The organism is Rhizobium sp. WSM1328, from assembly GCF_057653715.1.
This window is the reverse complement of the sequence record NZ_JBYGKO010000005.1, coordinates 36,530-54,226: the sequence shown is the minus strand read 5'-3', so window position 1 is coordinate 54,226 and position 17,697 is coordinate 36,530. Positions and strand designations below refer to the sequence as shown.

The following is a 17,697-nucleotide window of genomic DNA, read 5'->3' as shown; positions in this document are numbered from 1 at the left end:
AGCTCTCAGCCTGCTACGCCTGATGACCTGCTCGAACTAATTGCATGGCTTTCCGGTGCCCAGCAGTTCCGGCAAGGTCGCCGTGAGGATTAGCCTCAACGCGCAGTTGCGACTTGTGCCGTTAACCCGCACCGCCAGGTCCTCGAAGGAGAATGGCTTGGGCAGCAAATGCACGCCCTTGTCGAGCCGGCCATGATGGACGATGGCGTTGCGAGAATAGCCTGTCGTGAACAACGCCTTGAGCGTCGGGTCTGTCTCACGCGCTTTGGCAACCACGTCGGCGCCGCTCATGCCGCCGGGCAACACGACGTCCAAAAAGATCAGATCGACTTTGCCGTGGTTCGACAGCGCCTGCAGGGCCGCTGGGCCGTCCTTGGCTTCGAGTACATGGTAGCCTAATTCGCGCAGTGACTCGACCGAATAGGCGCGAACGTCCGGGTCGTCCTCGACGACAAGGATAACTTCGCCGGGTGCAGCCTCGGGGATAGTAGGTGCCTCTACGACCTTTTCTTCGGCTCCGTCTGCGTGGAGCCGCGGCAGGTAAATTTTCACCGTCGTTCCCTCGCCGACTTCCGAGTAGATCTTCACATGGCCCTTCGACTGCTTGACGAATCCGTAGACCTGGCTGAGACCAAGCCCGGTGCCCTTGCCCTGATCCTTGGTCGTAAAGAATGATTCGAACACGTGCGACAGCGTTTCGGCGTCCATCCCCGTCCCAGTGTCGGAGACGCTGATGGCGCTATACTGCCCGGGGGGATCACCTCGGCATGCGATGAAGCATAGGCTTCGTCCAGATGGGCATTGAAGCTTTCGATCGTTAGCTTGCCGCCATCAGGCATCGCGTCACGCGCATTGATCGCAAGATTGAGAAGCGCGCTTTCCAGTTCGTTCGGATCGGTCTCCGCCTCGAGCACCACTTCTATGTGGAAAATTTCTCCAAGTGTCCGGTGCAGGAGCTCCGACATGCCGCGGATCAGGCTGTTGGCGTCGATCGGTTTGGATCGAGCGGCTGGCGGCGGGCAAAGGCCAACAGTCGCAGCGTCAGAGCCGCTGCCCGTTTGGCGCCGTTCATCGCCTGTGAGGCTGCCCGCCGCAACCGCCCCGCTTCCGCCGGTAGGTTCCTTATAAGGGTGTCGAGATTGCCGACGATGATCTGCAGCAGGTTGTTGAAGTCGTGGGCGACGCCACCCGTCAACTGCCCGACCGCCTCCATTTTCTGGGCCTGCCGCAGCGCTTCGGCGTTCCGTGTGAGTTCCTCGGTCTTCTGTTTGACGAGATGCTCGAGATTGGTGTTCAAGTCCTTGAGCGCCTCTTCCGCCCAGCGTCTTTCCTGCAGCTCGCGTTGGGCGGCATCGAACAGGCGGGCGTTGTCGATGGCGACCGCAGCTTCGCCGGCGAGGCCAGCGAGACCGCTTTCCGATGCCTCATCGAACACGCCGATGTCAGCATGCCCGAAGAACAGTCCACCAATTACCTCGCCCGTTCGCGAGATGACTGGCACGGCCAGATAGCTCCGTACGGGAGGATGACCTTCCGGCATCCCTTTTTCGTGGCTCATTCTTGCCGTACCGGCTGTCCTGGGTGATATCGGCGGAACGCACAATCCCCTCTCCGAGAAAGGTCGGTGCAAAGACAGCCGTATTGCGTGGCATGGGAAACTTCGAGAATGCCTCGCGAGGTACACCGGATAGCGTGTAGAGCATGTAGCTCTCGCCCGATGGATTGATGACGTTGTAGAAGAATGCGCCGAACTGCACTCCGGTAAGCTCGACACCGGCATCCGTCACCAGTTGGACAACTTTTTCCAGGTCGTCCTCGCGCGCGAGGTTTGCTCCGGCTCGATTGAGGATCTCAAGCGCGCGAGTCCGCTCCCGAAGCGCCATCTCGGTCTCGCGCTGCTCGGTGCGATCTCGCAGCACTTTCACGAAACCAACTAACCCTTTGGCGTCATCGAGGATTGGGGTGGTCTCGCCTACGGCCCAAATGCGGCCACCGCCCTTCTGCAACCGCCAACCCTCGCCGCTTCCCTTTCCCCTGGACCTGGCGTCGGCCAGTTCCGCCTCGAGCAGCACGGCAGCTCCTCCTTCCGGCGGAAAGAGTTTTGCCCAGCATTTCGTCCTGCGACCAGCCGAGGAGAGCTTCAGCGCCCTTGCTCCAGGCGGTGATTCGACGTCGAGCATGATGATCCCGGTATCGACGGCGCTGTCGAGGACCTGCTGGAGGCGTTCGGCGGGGAAACGGGAGGCAGTGTTCATTCTATGACCTGGTCGTTGTGGTGGAGATGGCGCGGTGCGACTGGAAATCCTCTGTTTGCATCGAAAGGATGTCGTGAGAAATCAAGCGCTCGGCAAGCGGCGAGGATGGCGCGCGCTCGGCATCGCTCGCCATCGCGACACCCCCTCAACGATGACTGGCGAAAGGACAGACGCTCGATCTTGGATGCAGCGATCCCCTCGAGCCGCTTCCGTTGTTGTTGGTCGCAGACTCAATTCCCATCTCCACCGGCCATGGTTCTTCGGAGCGCTTCCGCGAGCTCCGCCAGTTGATAGGGCTTGCGCAGGATCTTGATCCCCTGGTTCTCCGCCGCTTGTTTGGCTGCCTCCGAATAACCGCTGGTCAGCAGGATGGGCAGATCTTTGCGGCGTAGGCGGATCTCTTTTGCCAGCTCCACACCGTTCATGCCACCTGGCATCATGATGTCGGAGAACACCAGGTCGACAGCGCGGTTGTTGGCCAAGGCGCCGAGAGCCGCGGCGGCCGTCGCTGCCCGCACGACCTCAAACCCTAACTCGTCGAGCATCCCAGCGACGAGCGCCGCGACTTCGTCGTCATCTTCGACCAGCAGGATGTTGCCGGCAGCTTCTGCCCGCCGCCGCCCGACCTGCAAGTCGACCAAATGGTGCTGATCAGGGGCGGGGTGGTTCGGGGAGCGTGGCAACAGCAGGGAGATCGTGGTTCCCTTGCCGACTTCACTGTCGATCTCGATCCTCCCACCGGACTGCTGAGCAAACCCGTGAACCTGCGCGAGACCGAGGCCCGATCCCTTGCCGATGTCCTTCGTCGTGAAGAAAGGCTCGAATACCCTCGCCTTCACCTCACGCGTCATTCCGCAGCCGTCGTCGGCGATGACGAGGCGGACAAAGTCTCGTTGACCGTTGGCTTCAGCCTCCGCCACCTCATTCTCGGCAGTGATCTTGATCGTGCCGCCCTTAGGCATCGCGTCGCGTGAGTTGACTGCGAGGTTCAAAACAACGAGCTCCAGTTCGCTCGCATCGACCTCGACCGCCCACAGGTCTGGCGACAGATCGATGACGACATGGACGTCGCCTCTCAAGCTGCGGTCGAGCAACTCGCGCATGCCGCCGATCTGGTGGGCCAGGTCGACGGTTTGCGGTTTGAGCTCCTGACGCCGGGAAAAAGCCAGCAACTGCCGTGTGAGGCCGGAGCCCCGCTCGGCGGCTTGCCGCATTCCATCCATCAACCGCTTGCGCCTCGCCGGATCCGTCTGGCGGTCAAGCATCTCCAGACCGCCGGAAATGACCATCAAAAGGTTGTTGAAGTCGTGGGCGACACCCCCTGTCAGCTGGCCGATCGCTTCGATCTTCTGGGCCTGACGAAGTTTCTCCTCGACTTCTGCCCGGACGCGCATCTCGTCGCGCAGGGCCTCGTTGGCCGTTTCGAGCGCCTCCGTCCGTGCCAGGACGAGTTTCTCAAGCTCCTGTTCAGAACGCTCCTGCTCTTCCAGCAGCGCGCGAAGTTCCAGCTGTCGCGTTCTTGCACGAAGCGCCGCCTGGATCGTGCCGACAAGCGTCAGAGCCTGCACCGGGCGCTCAAGGAGAGTCACATTGCGCAACCTGGCAATCAGGTCCTGTCGCCATGCTTTGATGCCCACTTGTTCCTGGCGGCTTGTGAGCAGGACGAAGGGAAGATCTGACCACGGAGGCTGGTCCGCGACCCATCCGAATAACGAGTTGGCATGTTTTCCAAAGAGGGCTTCTTCTGCAAGAAACGCTGCTGAGGCGCCGGCTTCCAGTGCTGTCACAAACGCAGAAAGATCGCCGCATGCTTTGGAAGCGATCCCGTTGCGCATAAGCAGGTCAACGGAAGCGGCCGCATCCCTGCCTACCGGAGCAAAGACGAGGACGGACTCGGGGTGGAATTTACTTAATGCCATCATGTCCGTCAGCTGAATTTACTACTGGAGCCACGGTAAAATGAGGCGATCCCGCCAGCACGCCGACGAAACCAGTGGTCGGCGGCCCAAGCTTTATGCCTTTATCGGACAGGCTGAACTCGCGCACGCTGTGCTCGTGCCGGCCGCTTCGTTTCTTGACGACCGAGATCGCCCGGCGCACCGAGCCTTGCACCTCGAAATAGCGCAGCATGACGACGGAATCGCTAAGGTAGCTCAAGTCGAGCGGGGCTTCGAGGGGGCCAACGAGCCCATGTTGAGCGAGAACGAGGATCGTCACGACACCGCGCTGGCCGAGATAGGTCAGCAGTTCGTGCATCTGCAGGATTAGGAAACGCTCGTCTGGCATCGCATTCATGTAGCCGTTCAAGCTGTCGATGACGATGACACGGGCACCGTCGCTCTCGACGCTTCTCTGGACGTTAGCCGTGAACTCGCCTGGCGAGAGTTCCGCCGGATCGATCTGCTGCACGCGGATCATCCCGCTTTGCAAATGTTTCTGCAAATCGAGACCCAGGGTTTTGGCGCGTGCCTGCAGGGTTCCTCGCCCTTCGTCGAAAGCGTAGATGACTGCGTACTCGCCCCGGTCGGCGGCAGCCAAAGCGTAGGTCAGCGCGAGCGACGACTTGCCAACGCCGGCGGCTCCAAGAAATAGCGCATTCGTGCCCCGCTCGAGCCCGCCACCGAGCATCTGATCGAGTTCAGCAATTCCGCTGGAGGTGAACTCCTCATCAAACGCCTGATGGTGGTCTGCGGCAATCAGTCGGGGGAAAACATGCAGCCCTCCCTTCTCGATGATGAAATCATGATAACCGCCGCGAAACCTGATGCCGCGCATTTTTACGACCCTTAGGCGCCGACGTTCGGCGCCATAGTCGATCGCGGTCTGCTCCAGCAGGACGACCCCATGGGCAATGGAATGAAGCTGCAGGTCATTTTGCTGAGATGACAAATCGTCGAGAAGAATGACGGTACACTGCCGGCTGGTAAAATAGTGCTTCAGCGCGAGCACCTGCCGCCGGTAGCGCAGAGGACTGTGGGCAAGTAGGCGCAATTCGGAAAGACTGTCGATGACGACCCGCTTCGGATTGAGCTCGGAGACGCGGTCCAGGATAAGCTTCGTCGTCTCATTTAACTCCATTTCCGCCGGATGAAACACCGTCAGCTCGCGATCGGGATCGAGCGTCGTTTCCGGAGGAACAAGCTCGAAGAGGGTGACGCCATCGAGCGACCAGCCGTGACGTTTGGCGACGAGCTTCAGTTCGCGTTCCGTCTCAGACAGGGTAATGTACAGCACCCGCTCACCTTGCCGGACGCCTTCTAGGAGGAATTGCAGCGCTATCGTTGTTTTGCCAGTGCCGGGGCGGCCCTCATAGAGGTAGAGCCGGTTTTCGTCCACACCGCCGTCGAGGATGACATCAAGCCCCTCTACGCCGGTGGAAATGCGCGGGGCGTCGATGGTCTCTACTTCGTCTGATCCTTCGGACATGGTCTACCTACACAGCGAGAATAAGAGGTGAAAGCATATAGATCGCGGGCGTTGAGCCTCAAGTGGCCGGAACAGCGAGCTTTGGCTGGACGGGCAGTGCTAGGACAAAGGCATCGGAAATGTCGCGTCGTTGCTTCCTTGGCTATCGCGTCCGGGGACTCAGCGCTCAACAAGTGACGGGGAGACATCCAACGCGATGGAAGCTGCGGCACGACTCTCACGTTCAGACTGAGCAAGGCGGTCGAGGAGAGCATTGAATCGGTCATCGGACTGGATAGGCTGATGCTGAGGGAGGTCTTGCACTGCGCGGCGAACGGATGGTTCAAAAGCAAGTCTTACGATCTGATCCGACATGCTGATGTTCATCATTCAAAGTATTCCCTACCGAGCTGGCATAACGCGCGAACGCGCATTTCGTTCGCTCCGCAAGATAATAAGACGGTGGAGGCCATGCCTCCGTTGCCTGCAGCGTGACGCTCGGCTCCATGGGTCGCGAGTCGCCCTGGAGGATTTCTCAGGCACGATCATATCCGTGCCGGCGTCCTTGCTGACATGGGACTAGCAGTCACCTCTGACTGGATGTTCGCACCGGAACTGGCAAGCGGCGCAGTTCAGCGACTGCTACCGGACTGGACGCTTCCAACGATTGATCTTTGGGCTGTTTACCCATCTGGGCCTGGTGAGCGCCAAGGCGCGCGTTTGCCGATTTCGTCGGAGACATACTGGCTAAATAGTAGATGCGACGCTGGCTCAGTTTTCCGGCCCGAAAACCCCAGCGTGTCTCCAGTGACCTCCTTGAACGGATCTGAACCATCGACCACCTACCCAACGAATCAACGGTTGAGGTGTAACGCGCATTTATGGAACTTCCAGAATGGATCCGCATGGGCCATCCCCTCGACGGAGACGTGTTCGAGATCATGACGGAAGACGCCACGTTGGTCGCGACGGTTCCCTTCCGCTCGGTGGTACAGTTGAGCTAGCGCCCCGGCGGACGCGCTCACAAGCTCCAGTGTCAAACCGCACAGAGCGTGAAGCCCCCGAACGAAAGGGATATCATCTACCATTCTCGGGGTCGATGCCATGACAGAATTGCGGCAGAGGCAGGTGAATAACAGATTGTTGCGGCGATTTCCGGAGGATGCCTTCGAGCTTCTCGCGCCGCTCCTCGAACCTATCAAACTGCCTGTCTCGCCTCGAGGGTTGCGGAGAGCGCCGACGGCAAAAGCGTTGAAATCGGACGCGAGGGCATCGCCGGCTACCCTGTCGTCCTCGGCGTCAACCAAACGCCAAACAAGACCTTCATGCAGGTGCCGGGCCACGGGCTTCAGGTGGCGACCAAAGATTTTCTTCCGATCCTTGATCACCCCAAGGTGCGGCAACTGCTGCTGCCACGACCGCATCGATGGAAATCATCTGCCGCTAACGCATGATTTCCTGGCGTTGATGCTGGGCATCAGGCGGGCGGGCGTCACCAACGAACTGCACATTCTCGAAGGCATGCATGCGATCAAGTCGACGCGCGGCAACGTCCGCATCCTGGATCGCGGCATTCTGATCGAGATCGCTGCCGGCTGCTACGGTGTGCCGGAGCAGGAATATGAGCGTCTGATCGAGGCGCCGGGACGGCTGGCGGTTCATCCCGCAGGGAGCCTTAACGGACATCATGCGATCGGCGGCCTGTAGACCGAAAGCTTCGTCGCCTTGCGCGATTACTATATTTCCGCGTTGTCGTTGAAAGGCAGGCCGCGCGTTCTCCATTCGTCCCTCAGAATATCTTCCAGGTCCTCGACCGTGAACTCGTTGAAATTCGCCCAGAGCTGGACGGCCAGGGACTTCAAATTCGACGTGTCTGGGTCGGCCTCTGCCGCCGCGGCAAGCCGATAGATCTGGTCGCGGAGTGCATCTCTCTCTGTCATGTCGTCCTCATGGCTCTGCCGACGCCTCCTTGCGCTGGCAAGCAGCGATCATGGTAAATTCTAAAAGGCCTCGGACAGTTCCGATGAGGCTGCCGATCTCAGATGCGCGATCCCGATGTTCATTATCGAGGCACCTAATCTGGCTAGCCACTCGCGGCGTCGCGCGTGCCTACGGAAGTAGGCCTCGCGTCTTCGAGTGTTTTGGAATGTGGATGCAACCGATGAGCATACGTTCGCGTTGCCATCGGGCCAAGCTGGTGGCAACTTCCAGCATTCACGCGCCTAGAACAGGACAGCCCCTTTGACCGATGCCAAGCTGCGATCAGCAGATCCGGAACTGGAACACCAGAACCGGCGAGGACTGCCATCGCTCGTTCTCGCTGCATTGGGCGTCGTCTATGGCGACATCGGGACCAGCCCGCTCTATGCATTCAGGGAGGCTCTCCATGCCACGGGCGGATCGGGAGCTCATCGTGCAGAGGTGCTTGGGATCCTGTCCCTGATCGTCTGGGCACTCACGATCGTAGTCACCTTGAAGTACGTAACGTTCGTTTTGAAGGCAGACAACCGGGGTGAAGGCGGCACGCTGTCCCTCATGACTCTCGCCCGCGAGAGTCTGACCGGGCGCCCCAAATGGGTGCTTGTCCTGGGCGTGATCGGCGGCTCGCTGTTCCTCGGCGACGCGATCATCACGCCTGCGATCTCAGTACTGTCTGCGGTCGAGGGCATCGAGGTGGTCGCACCGGCGTTGTCCAAGTGGATCGTGCCAATCACTCTCACGATCATCGCCATGCTGTTTTTCGTCCAGCGGTTCGGGACGAGCGGCGTGGCGTCGGTGTTCGGTCCCGTAACGGCTCTGTGGTTTATCGTCCTTGGCGTCAGCGGGGCGATCCACATATTTGACGACCCGTCGGTGTTAGCAGCAGTAAATCCGGTCCACGCAGTCCGGTATATTGCAAACCACATCGGCTCAGCTATCGCGGTGCTTGGGGCCGTCTTTCTTGCCGTGACCGGCGCCGAGGCCCTCTATGTCGACCTTGGACATTTCGGACGCCGTCCGATTGTCACGGCGTGGTTTTTGCTCGTCTTCCCCAGTCTGCTTCTGAACTACTTCGGGCAAGGAGCGTTCGTGCTCGCGAACCCGCAGATGGCTGAGCATCCTTTTTTCAGCATGCATCCGGAGTGGGCGCGGATTCCTATGGTCTGTCTGGCCACCGCGGCAACGGTCATCGCCAGCCAGGCCGTGATCTCCGGCGCTTATTCCCTTGTCCGTCAGGCGATGCACCTCAACCTGCTTCCGCGCCTGCGAATCCTCCACACCTCCGAAACTCAGTCCGGACAGATCTTCATGCCGCAGGTGAACAACCTGCTGTTCATCTTCGTGGCTGCTCTGGTGCTCTTCTTCCAAAACTCGAGCGGCCTTTCCGCCGCCTATGGCATCGCCGTGACAGGCGAAATGTTCATCACTTCGATCCTCCTGTTCATCGTGATGCGGCGGATCTGGAGCTGGAAGCTGGCGACGGCTCTTGCCGTCATCGTGCCGATGACACTGATCGACGCCGGGTTTCTAGCCGCCAACATTGCGAAGTTCGCAGATGGCGGATGGGTTCCCGTTGCGGTGGCGACGACGATGGCTCTCGTCATGCAGACATGGACGGCGGGGCGTCGGCTGCTTGCCGCCCGCACCAAGGCCGACGAAATCGCGCTTACGACAATTATCGACAACCTGGCCCGGAAGAAGCCGCCGACGGTGCCTGGGACGGCAATGTTCCTGACGAGCGACATCGAAGGCGCGCCAACCGCGCTCCTCCACAGTCTGAAGCACTACAAGGTGCTCCATGAGCAGAACGTCATTCTCAGCGTCGTGACTTCGACCACGCCGTTCGTGCCGGATGATGAGAAAATCTTTCTCGAAAGCTTCAATCGCCACTTCAGTCGGCTGGTGATCACGTTCGGCTACATGGAGACGCCCAACATCCCTCGTGCGCTCGTTCTCGCCCGCAAGCTCGGACTGAAATTCGATATCATGTCGACGTCGTTCTTCCTGTCCCGCCGAACGATCCTGCCATCGAAGAAAGGCGGCCTGCCATTCTGGCAGGACCGGCTGTTCATCTCGCTTGCTGAAAATGCCAGCAATGCGACAGATTATTTCGGGCTGCCGTCAGGGAGAGTGGTCGAACTCGGGCTGCAGACGACTATCTAGCGGATCCGAAAAAACGCCGGCATTCGAAAAACCTGTTGAGGAACGAGGTCGGCGTCCGAACCGGGAAATCGCCGAGTCACGTGCTGACGGACCGTTTGATGCTACGTTAGCACGCCGCCGCGTCGTGCGTTTCGCGGGTCAACGATTCCCTGTCTTAAATCGACTTTCATGCCTCTGCGATCACCGCAACGGAAATTTTCATGCCGGGAACGCGCACAGGCAGCTTCGCGCCCTGGCGTGCCGGCGGATCGATCGGAAACCAGTTCAGCCATTCCTCGTTCATGCCGGCGAAATCTTCTTCCTCGAGCATGATGACGGTCGCGCTTACGACCTTGTCCAGCGAACTGCCGGACTCTTTGAGGATGGCGGAGATATTAGTCAGACATTGGTGTGTCTGCTCTTGGATGGTCTCGCCCTTGATCTTGCCGGTACTAGGATCTATCGGGCTCGTCCCCGATACGAAGACAAGGCCTGCGGCCTTGACGGCTTGGCTGAATGTTGGCGGCGGCGGTGGTGCATTGGTTGTTCTTATGATGGTGCGGGACATGTTGGGCTCCGTGTGGGTAACAGCGTAACCTTATTCGGTTTCCGTCTTGAATTCGACCGCGCCGAGCTATGCCGCGATACGCAAAGCCCGACCGGCAAGATCGCCGCCGCGAATTGTCATCCCGCCAAGAGAGCCGTCGATCCCCCGCAAGCGCAATCTTCAAGGCGGCGGCATGACGCTGCTACGAGCATGGTGAGATGCTTGCTCTTCATGATCAATCTCCGAGGTTTCGGGCACGCGATGCCGCCCCGCATTCTCATGCGTCGCATGCGTGCCCTAGTTGTTGTTGGGGGACGGCTTCAGCCGACCGTGGTCACTGAATGACCTGAATGACCTTCCGGGAGGAAGGTTCGACGATCACACGCTGGTCGTTGACGATCGCGTACGCATATTTCGGATCGTCGGGAACCGGCGTGACGACCACGGTCTCCGGCAGGGGCTGTCCGACGACGACCTTCTCCTTCACCACGACGCGCGTGGTCGGGGCCGGAGCCTGCTGAACATAGGTCACCACCTGCTGCGGCGGCGGATCGATGACGCTACCTGCCACGCCGCCGACGATTCCGCCGACAGCAGCACCGACCGGGCCGCCGACGATCGCACCCGTTGCAGCACCGCCTGCAGCGCCCGTCACCGTTGACGACTGCGCAAAGACGGCGGTCGATGCCAACAGCATGCCAGCAGTGACCACTACGATCTTGATATTCATCTGTTTTCTCCTTGGATGCGGATGGTTCCGCTGAGGAGGCAACCCCCAAGATCGACGAAGTGTTCCAGACGTCGGACTTCATGCCGGGGCTTCGACGGACCATTGTCCTAGCGTCGGACTCGCCTGCCTACTGCTTGGGAAAACGGCCGAGCATCCGGTCCTGGGCGTTCTCCCAGCCGATTGGTCGCGGCAAGCGAAACGGCTTTGTCGCGGTCTGCAGGCTCGGTTACGAAGGTTCGAGCAGGACGACAGGGAAGATCGTGAACGCCGAACCATGGCCTTGAAAGCGAGCAGCAGGCCCACCGTCGCCAACCGGACTTAAGCCCGCCTTTCCCTCGGCGCGATCCGGCTTAGATTCTCCTGATCCTTGCTGAAAGGACGTCAGGGACGTTTTAGCAAATGCCCAACTCCAGTCAGAACCTCCCTGATGACTCTCCGGCTCCGGGATGCTTAATGCGTTGGAGGAGACGGATTGAAATCCCAGTCGGTGGCCTCGAATCCTTGGTAATCAGCCCGTGAACCTTCGTGACTCGTTTCCGTTTAGGCTGGCGCCATCTGATTGCTGCTTCCGTCCGATTGCCGGCGCCAAGCTTGAATAAGTATTTCGGTCATGTGATGCTTGATCGTTTTCTCCTGGAGGTTCAGGCGGCGCGCGATATGCTTGTTGGTAAGTCCTTCGGCGACCAGTTCCATCACCTCGGTTTCCCGGGGAGTGAGCGAAGCCGGTCTGTCGAGAAGACTTTTTTCGAACTTGACGCGCATGCTCGGCGAGATGTACTTCGAGCCTCCAGCAACCCTTCGAATGGCCTCTGCAAGGCCGCGTGATCCGATACCCTTGACGATGTATCCGACTGCGCCTCGTCGTAACGCCGCTATAAGGGGATCGGCGTCTTCCGAGGCGGTCAACATCAAGACCTTTGTCCGTGGGCTTCGCACCACGATTGGCAATTCTTACATGTCATAATTTAATGCAATTTCTCCAAAACAGGTCAAAGTAGTTTTGCAGCGCAACATGCCTTGCTCTAGAAAACACCCCCCTTCCTGACCCCGCTGTCGCGGGGTTTTCTTCTAGGTCGGTTAAACTCCGCGATTCACTCAACGGTACGGAAGCAAGCAGCAACGTTTCCTGCTATCTATCGTTTGGACACAAGGATCGCACAGGTCGCCCATACGGGCCAGTCCGCCGACCCAACCTTCCTTCCCGTGCGATCGCCCTTTCCCCAAACTGCACCGTTTCCGCGGGGCACCTTTGATGCAACTGACGGACGTGGACGCCGAACTGAGTGCAATTGTGCCATGGCCGGGTCGGCCGCAGGTGGAAATCACAATTTATAAAACAGGACAGGACTCCTCCGTCACCACCATTGGTCAGGTCGCGACGTCAGGCGGGTTCTGGCACAACGCAAGTGTGCGGATATCCTTTAGTTTAATAAGCTGAAACTAACTTACGTTTAGGTTTTAGTTAAAATACGATTCACTCTGTTTGTAAATGGCAGGCCGCGTTTTCCGCAGCTGATGCGTTACGACGGCATGCAACAGACTTACCTTCAATGGCGGCTCTCCGCCCAAGTCGCGACAAGCTATCGCGCCAAGTTCACCTTGGCGACAGAGATCCTGAGATCTGACATGTCTTCTCGTGAAATCCGGCGTGCGGCCCGCCGTGTGGTTCGTGTTCTAGAAGCCGTAATTGATCTACCGATCGCCAGCGCCGACGTCCTGAGGACGGCACGGGAGCACTTTGAAGTATTGATGGACCTCCTTGCATCGGTGGAACCTTGAGCACAGGCGGCCAACACGGGTGTCTGCGCCTGGGCCATGATGGCCAACGAGCAACTGACTGTTCTCGATATGACCTTCGCCCCGCAATGAATACATCCGCCGCGCCATAGCCAACGGCAGAAAGAAGCCCCGCCAGAGGCGGGGCGAGTTGGGGAATCGCAATCAGAAGAAGTGGGCGGCACAGAACCCGGACCGATCAAGGCAACGTGCTATGATCGAAGCTCTGCTCGTCCAGCCTTCTTACGCCCAGCGAAGCTTCTTGTTCCCAGCAATCTTCGAGTTATCGGAAAGGTCGCGCGGTCACGTCCAAGGCAGGCTCTCTTATGTCGGCGTCAACGAATACATGACGAGCATTGTCGAGGTTGTTGGAACCTCCGCTATTCGGTTTCGGAGTATAGAGATCCGGTGCCTAAGAATGCTGATGGCATTGCAGAAGCGTACGTTCCGCCAAAGATCCACAGTTTCGTAGCTCAGACGCTTTGTTTTGCGGTCAGTTCGGGTCGCCGCCCCGGGGCGAACGGCAGCTTATTCCGACAATCCAGCGTTCCGCAGGGCGCCACCGCGAGCCGATGCAGCGCCGGAGCACAGTTTACCGGCAAACTGACGGCAGTACCGAAACGACCTCCTGCCCTGGTCTCCGCTCGGTAGCGGCTTCCTCACTGGAAAATATGCGCGCGGAACGGAGCCAAGCTCAGACACCCGTCTTGGAAACGGCAACGCCATGTTCAAGCGGATCGGGGACAAGATGTTCACCACGGATCGAAACTGGGCGACGATGGACGCCGTTAGGGAAATTGCCAGCGAAATTGGCGCGACGCCCAGTCAGGTAGCGCTGAGCTGGGTTACAAACCGCCCCTCCGTCACATCGAGCATTATCGGTGCGCGCACGATGGAGCAGCTCAAGGATAATCTCGTCGCCGGCGACCTCATATTGGATGGCCCCGCTATAGGCGTTGGGCGTCTTGGGAGTGAAGATCGGACCGGATTCGAACTCGTGCAGATCGGTCCCGCAGATGCCACAAAACGTCGGCTCTACGATGACCTGGCCAAACTGGGGTGACGCGGGCTCGGCAGCCTCCTCCACTCGGACATCATGTTTCCCGTAGTAGCGTATAGCCTTCACCGCCAAATCCTCTCGACTTTCTCGGTCTTCGCGCCAGACTTTTGCGCGCGTTGGCAAATGCCTTCAGAACCGCCTGGACACTTTCGGTGATAGATATCGAGACCGCTAATGCGCTCCGCCCTCCATCCCGGTGTTTGGATAATACAAATGCTAAACCAGCAAATAAGAGCCCAAATCGGAAAACACTTTCCCGGCGCACGCAAAAGATTCAGGTGGGAGATTGCGCGGTGCGAATCTGGCTGAAAGCCGCGGCTAGCCGCTTATCAGAAGCTTCCAACCTCGCACTCAGCAACTTGATGTCAATGTGCAACAAGCGGCCCGTCGCGTTTTACAAATACGCCCGCGACCATCCCTGCGTCTACGTTGCCACTGTTGGCGTTCATGATCACGCTGCTGACAGGATCAAGCAGGGGTATGCCAGCCACAATCTGCCGCGCCAAAGCAAAATTGCGAACGGTTGACCTCCTTGAGGACGGCGAGCGGGCGCCCGAGCGGCCTCAGGGCTTTACAACAGGAGCACTTTATCCGCGATCCGATTAGGAAATGCGGGGACTAAGCACCTAGCCGCTACTCACCCTTTACTGAGGAGGTCGGCTACATGTTTAAGCCATTCGCGCGCGCTCATGTCGTCCGCAGTTGGCAAGTAGTAGCATCCTAATTCTTCGAACAAGCCACGCTCGATAGCCGCATCGTCCCTTTCACCCAAGTAGCGACGGATCTGAGCAACAATTCGATCGATCTCGTCAGGGCTAGGCTTGCTTCTCAAGAACTGGGCGATGACTTCGTCAGGCTCAGACGAATCCATCTCCCAGTCTTCGTGGAAGTATCCGCCGAAGAATGATCTCAGGTCAGCAGTATTATTTGTTGTCATGGTGTAGGATACCCCGTGTGGATTCGCCACCCACCGCCTCCCGTACCTACCAATACAGCTCTTACGCCAGTACCAGGTACGGCAGCCGCTGCGCCGCGTTGAAGGACAGAGCCGCCACTAAAGGCCCCATCTATCACCAATCTCCCTTGCGCGCCACCAGCAACCCAAGCATTCACGTCGGCTCCCCGAGCGATTAGCGCTCCGGAAATGGCCGTCTCGGCTTCCGCTCGGCTGGCAAAAGTTGAAGCTGCAGCCAGTCTTGGTTGTGCAGCGAGTCTCGCCGCGAGGTCGGCGTCGGCCTGACCAACATGCCGAGCCAGCACATGGCCGCCAGCGGCTTCGTGGGCAGCCAATCCGCCACCCGGTACAAGATGGCTGAACGGAGCTGATTTCTGATATTTCAAACCTCCAGCTATGATCGCCTTAAACCCGATGGCTGCGCCTTGCTCAGTGGCTGTGGCAGGGTTCGGAGGCAATCCATCTAATACTGAGAATATGGTCTCACTTGGATTGCGCTTCAGATCACGATAAAGCTGCCGAATATCCCTGGGAGCTTGTTGGGTCAGTGCCGACCAAACCCGCCGAGGCTCTAATCGCAGTCGGATGAAAATTCAGTGGCATGTATGGACGGCCTCCGCGTGCCAAGGGCTTTTTGGCGTTTCTGACGATTAGTCGAGTGCAAGGCATGTATACCGCCTTTCATGCCGCTGGCCCTGATGTAGTCCGCTGATCGGGTTTGTCCGATCCCGGCTCGACCGTTCGCCATCACACCATCAGCACCTCACCAATTCTGATCCTCTGTAATCTTTCAAAGGGCGGCGATAGCTTCAAAGCGCCTGCCCGTCGTCATCAACGCCCAGACGATCCGCGCCATCTTGTTCGCCAAAAGCAACGTAACCGCCCGATTGCTACCGCCGAGATTTTGCTTTGATGCGAGCGACGAGCAGCTCGTCGTCAACAAAGCTGTCGAGGACAGTCGTTCCATTCTTGGGGTGAGCGGCGGGCATCTTTGAGCATCTGCTCCAATTCGTCCATGCCGTCGTCCGTCAGTGCGGTCACCGATTCGTCGTCTCCGGTGTACACGGAGATGATGCTGCCGTAGCTCAGATTATCATCGTTGGAGACAATTGCCTGAAGAAGCTCCGGGTCCTCTTCGAGGATTTCGGCAACAAATTTGATCGTACGGACGTAGGTGACTGTCGCCATCAGGCTGCCTTCGCGTCGATTGTGGTGATCGCCGACCAGTTCCACGGAAGCAATTCGTCTAACCGATTGATCTTGTGATCGTGGATGCGATCGAGCACGTCTGCCAGATAGGCCTGCGGATCAAGACCATTCATCTTTGCCGTCTCGATGATCGTCATGGCGCGTGCCAAGGTCTCCGCTCCCGTATCGGCTCCCGCGAAGAGCCAGTTTCGTCTTCCCAGGCCTATCGGACGCAGTGCCCGCTCGGCGGCATTGTTGTCGATCGCAACGCGACCGTCTTCGAGGAACAGACAGAGCGAAGACCATCGGCTCAATCCGTAGCGGAAAGCTGTCGCCAGATCGCTTTTGCCCGGAATGCGCGTGAGTTGAGCTTCAGCCCAGTGGCGGAATGCATCGGCCTTAGGCTTGCTCTGCTTTTGACGCGCAGCAAGACGGATCTCAGGAGGCTGCCCATTGATGCCACGCTCGATGTCGTAAAGCGCTCCGATGCGATGAAGAGCCTCTCGCGCGATCTCGGACTTGTTTGATGTCCAGATATCGTGGAAGTCTCGTCGCCAATGAGCCCAGCAGGCGGCTTCCTTGAAGCGAGATTCTCCCTTTTCTCCAGGCGAGTATAGCTTGCCATATCCTTTGTAGCCGTCAGCCTGAAGGATGCCGCTTGATTGCTTGAGGTGGCGGTGGACGTGCTCTTCTTTCCAGTCAGGAGCAAAATAGTAGACTGCACCGGGCGGGGAACTGCCTGCCCATGGACGCTGATCGCGGACATACGTCCAGATCCTGCCCTTCTTCACACCCTTGCCCAACCCCTTGTCTCGCAGCGAGCGATCCAGCACCCTGATCGGGGTGTCGTCCGCATGAAGCAGGTCACTTGCCATGACCGCCGTTTCGATCCGCTCGATGAGAGGCTGCAGAACCTGCATGGCGCGACCACACCAATCAACCATCGTGCTGTCGGGAATGTCGGCGCCCATGCGGGCGAAGATCTCGTTCAGACGGTACAGTGGCAAATGGTCGTCGAACTTCGAGACCAGAATGTACGCCAAGAGGCCAGCGCCGGCCATGCTGCCCGGTATCGGGCGGCTGGGTGCTGCCACCTGCACCATTTTCTCGCAGCAGCGGCAGGACTTCTTCAGTCGAGCAACTTCGATGACTTTCATCTGCGCGGCGATCATGTCGAGGATTTCGCTGACGTCCTCACCGACAAGACGCAATTCACCTCCGCATTCCGGGCAGCAGGAGCCAGGATCGAGCTCTCGGCGCTCGCGAACCGCCTTGTCCGAGACGCGTGGGCGCCGGCGCATGATCTTTTCAGACGTATCCGCCAAGGGAACAACAGACGCCGCCTCATCAGGTTCATCGATTGGCGCCGTACTGCCTTCAGCGGCGGCGATCAACAGATCCTCAAGCGCCAGTTCCAACTGCTCGATTTCACGCTCAATCTTTTCAGACGACTTGCCGAAGACCTGTTTCTTCAGCTTGGCAATGCGCAGCCGCAGCGTTTGGATTAACTGATCATGCGCCTGCAATGTGGCCGACATCTTCGCGTTTTCCGCCTGCAAAGCGGCAATCATTGCCTTGAGAAAGGCTGGATCGTCCGGAAGATTTGTCGTCGCGCTAGACATGATCCTGACTACCACGAGACAGGATAAATTTCCATAA

The 17,697-nt window shown here is 58.8% G+C and carries 13 protein-coding genes and 5 pseudogenes; 5 read left to right on the top strand and 13 right to left on the bottom strand.

Features of this window, described 5'->3' with window-relative positions:
* Window positions 1-36: 36 nt before the first annotated feature.
* The 5 genes and pseudogenes from AC2444_RS34545 to AC2444_RS34525 all read right to left on the bottom strand — a co-directional run bounded on the left by AC2444_RS34545 (window position 37) and on the right by AC2444_RS34525 (window position 6,050).
* A pseudogene (locus AC2444_RS34545) lies at window positions 37-2,255 on the bottom strand (ATP-binding protein).
* 1 nt (window position 2,256) lies between these two features.
* On the bottom strand, window positions 2,257-2,388 hold the full coding sequence (locus tag AC2444_RS34540; protein WP_260693312.1) for a hypothetical protein: 132 nt from the start codon (window positions 2,386-2,388) through the stop codon (window positions 2,257-2,259).
* Window positions 2,389-2,485: 97 nt separating this feature from the next.
* Window positions 2,486-4,174 (bottom strand): ATP-binding protein, encoded by a 1,689-nt coding sequence (locus tag AC2444_RS34535; protein ID WP_128450408.1) that lies wholly within the window; start codon window positions 4,172-4,174, stop codon window positions 2,486-2,488.
* Window positions 4,161-5,681 (bottom strand): ATPase domain-containing protein, encoded by a 1,521-nt coding sequence (locus AC2444_RS34530; protein ID WP_128407106.1) that lies wholly within the window; start codon window positions 5,679-5,681, stop codon window positions 4,161-4,163. The genes AC2444_RS34535 and AC2444_RS34530 overlap by 14 nt, the downstream gene beginning before the upstream one ends.
* A gap of 159 nt (window positions 5,682-5,840) precedes the next feature.
* Window positions 5,841-6,050: a hypothetical protein gene (locus tag AC2444_RS34525; protein ID WP_128450399.1), complete on the bottom strand. Its 210-nt coding sequence runs from the start codon at window positions 6,048-6,050 to the stop codon at window positions 5,841-5,843.
* Window positions 6,051-6,233: 183 nt separating this feature from the next.
* On the opposite strand from AC2444_RS34525, the pseudogene AC2444_RS34520 reads away from it, so the two are divergent.
* The 3 genes and pseudogenes from AC2444_RS34520 to AC2444_RS34510 all read left to right on the top strand — a co-directional run.
* A pseudogene (locus AC2444_RS34520) lies at window positions 6,234-6,299 on the top strand (hypothetical protein); the annotation flags it as partial.
* A 242-nt stretch (window positions 6,300-6,541) separates the two neighbouring features.
* Window positions 6,542-6,664 (top strand): hypothetical protein, encoded by a 123-nt coding sequence (locus AC2444_RS34515; RefSeq protein WP_260690468.1) that lies wholly within the window; start codon window positions 6,542-6,544, stop codon window positions 6,662-6,664.
* 100 nt (window positions 6,665-6,764) lie between these two features.
* Window positions 6,765-7,367, top strand: a pseudogene (locus tag AC2444_RS34510) (helix-turn-helix domain-containing protein).
* Window positions 7,368-7,396: 29 nt separating this feature from the next.
* On the opposite strand, the gene AC2444_RS34505 reads toward AC2444_RS34510, so the two are convergent.
* Complete coding sequence (locus tag AC2444_RS34505; RefSeq protein WP_128450398.1) at window positions 7,397-7,600, bottom strand: hypothetical protein; 204 nt, start codon at window positions 7,598-7,600, stop codon at window positions 7,397-7,399.
* 301 nt (window positions 7,601-7,901) lie between these two features.
* Here AC2444_RS34505 and AC2444_RS34500 point away from each other — a divergent pair, with 301 nt between their 5' ends.
* A complete protein-coding gene (locus AC2444_RS34500) occupies window positions 7,902-9,803 on the top strand; it encodes a potassium transporter Kup (RefSeq protein WP_487762940.1) in 1,902 nt (633 codons plus the stop codon).
* A gap of 166 nt (window positions 9,804-9,969) precedes the next feature.
* Here the strand turns inward: AC2444_RS34500 and AC2444_RS34495 are convergent, their stop codons facing one another.
* The 3 genes and pseudogenes from AC2444_RS34495 to AC2444_RS34485 form a co-directional block, all read right to left on the bottom strand.
* On the bottom strand, window positions 9,970-10,350 hold the full coding sequence (locus tag AC2444_RS34495; protein WP_128439483.1) for a RidA family protein: 381 nt from the start codon (window positions 10,348-10,350) through the stop codon (window positions 9,970-9,972).
* A 313-nt stretch (window positions 10,351-10,663) separates the two neighbouring features.
* Window positions 10,664-11,059 (bottom strand): DUF1236 domain-containing protein, encoded by a 396-nt coding sequence (locus AC2444_RS34490; protein WP_128450345.1) that lies wholly within the window; start codon window positions 11,057-11,059, stop codon window positions 10,664-10,666.
* A 539-nt stretch (window positions 11,060-11,598) separates the two neighbouring features.
* Window positions 11,599-12,001, bottom strand: a pseudogene (locus AC2444_RS34485) (LuxR C-terminal-related transcriptional regulator); the annotation flags it as partial.
* A gap of 1,462 nt (window positions 12,002-13,463) precedes the next feature.
* Here AC2444_RS34485 and AC2444_RS34480 point away from each other — a divergent pair.
* The gene (locus tag AC2444_RS34480) at window positions 13,464-13,898 is read left to right on the top strand and encodes an aldo/keto reductase (protein WP_128450346.1); all 435 of its coding nucleotides are present in this window, start codon (window positions 13,464-13,466) and stop codon (window positions 13,896-13,898) included.
* A gap of 634 nt (window positions 13,899-14,532) precedes the next feature.
* Here AC2444_RS34480 and AC2444_RS34475 read toward each other — a convergent pair.
* From AC2444_RS34475 to tnpC, 4 genes and pseudogenes are all read right to left on the bottom strand, one after another.
* A complete protein-coding gene (locus tag AC2444_RS34475) occupies window positions 14,533-14,862 on the bottom strand; it encodes a contact-dependent growth inhibition system immunity protein (protein ID WP_245461327.1) in 330 nt (109 codons plus the stop codon).
* Complete coding sequence (locus AC2444_RS34470; RefSeq protein WP_432431638.1) at window positions 14,829-15,155, bottom strand: RNase A-like domain-containing protein; 327 nt, start codon at window positions 15,153-15,155, stop codon at window positions 14,829-14,831. Before AC2444_RS34470 ends, AC2444_RS34475 begins: the two co-directional genes overlap by 34 nt.
* A 585-nt stretch (window positions 15,156-15,740) precedes the next feature.
* A pseudogene (locus AC2444_RS34465) lies at window positions 15,741-16,038 on the bottom strand (hypothetical protein).
* The gene (tnpC, locus tag AC2444_RS34460; protein ID WP_128450348.1) at window positions 16,038-17,660 is read right to left on the bottom strand and encodes an IS66 family transposase; all 1,623 of its coding nucleotides are present in this window, start codon (window positions 17,658-17,660) and stop codon (window positions 16,038-16,040) included. The pseudogene AC2444_RS34465 and the gene tnpC overlap by 1 nt, the downstream one beginning before the upstream one ends.
* Window positions 17,661-17,697: the final 37 nt, after the last annotated feature.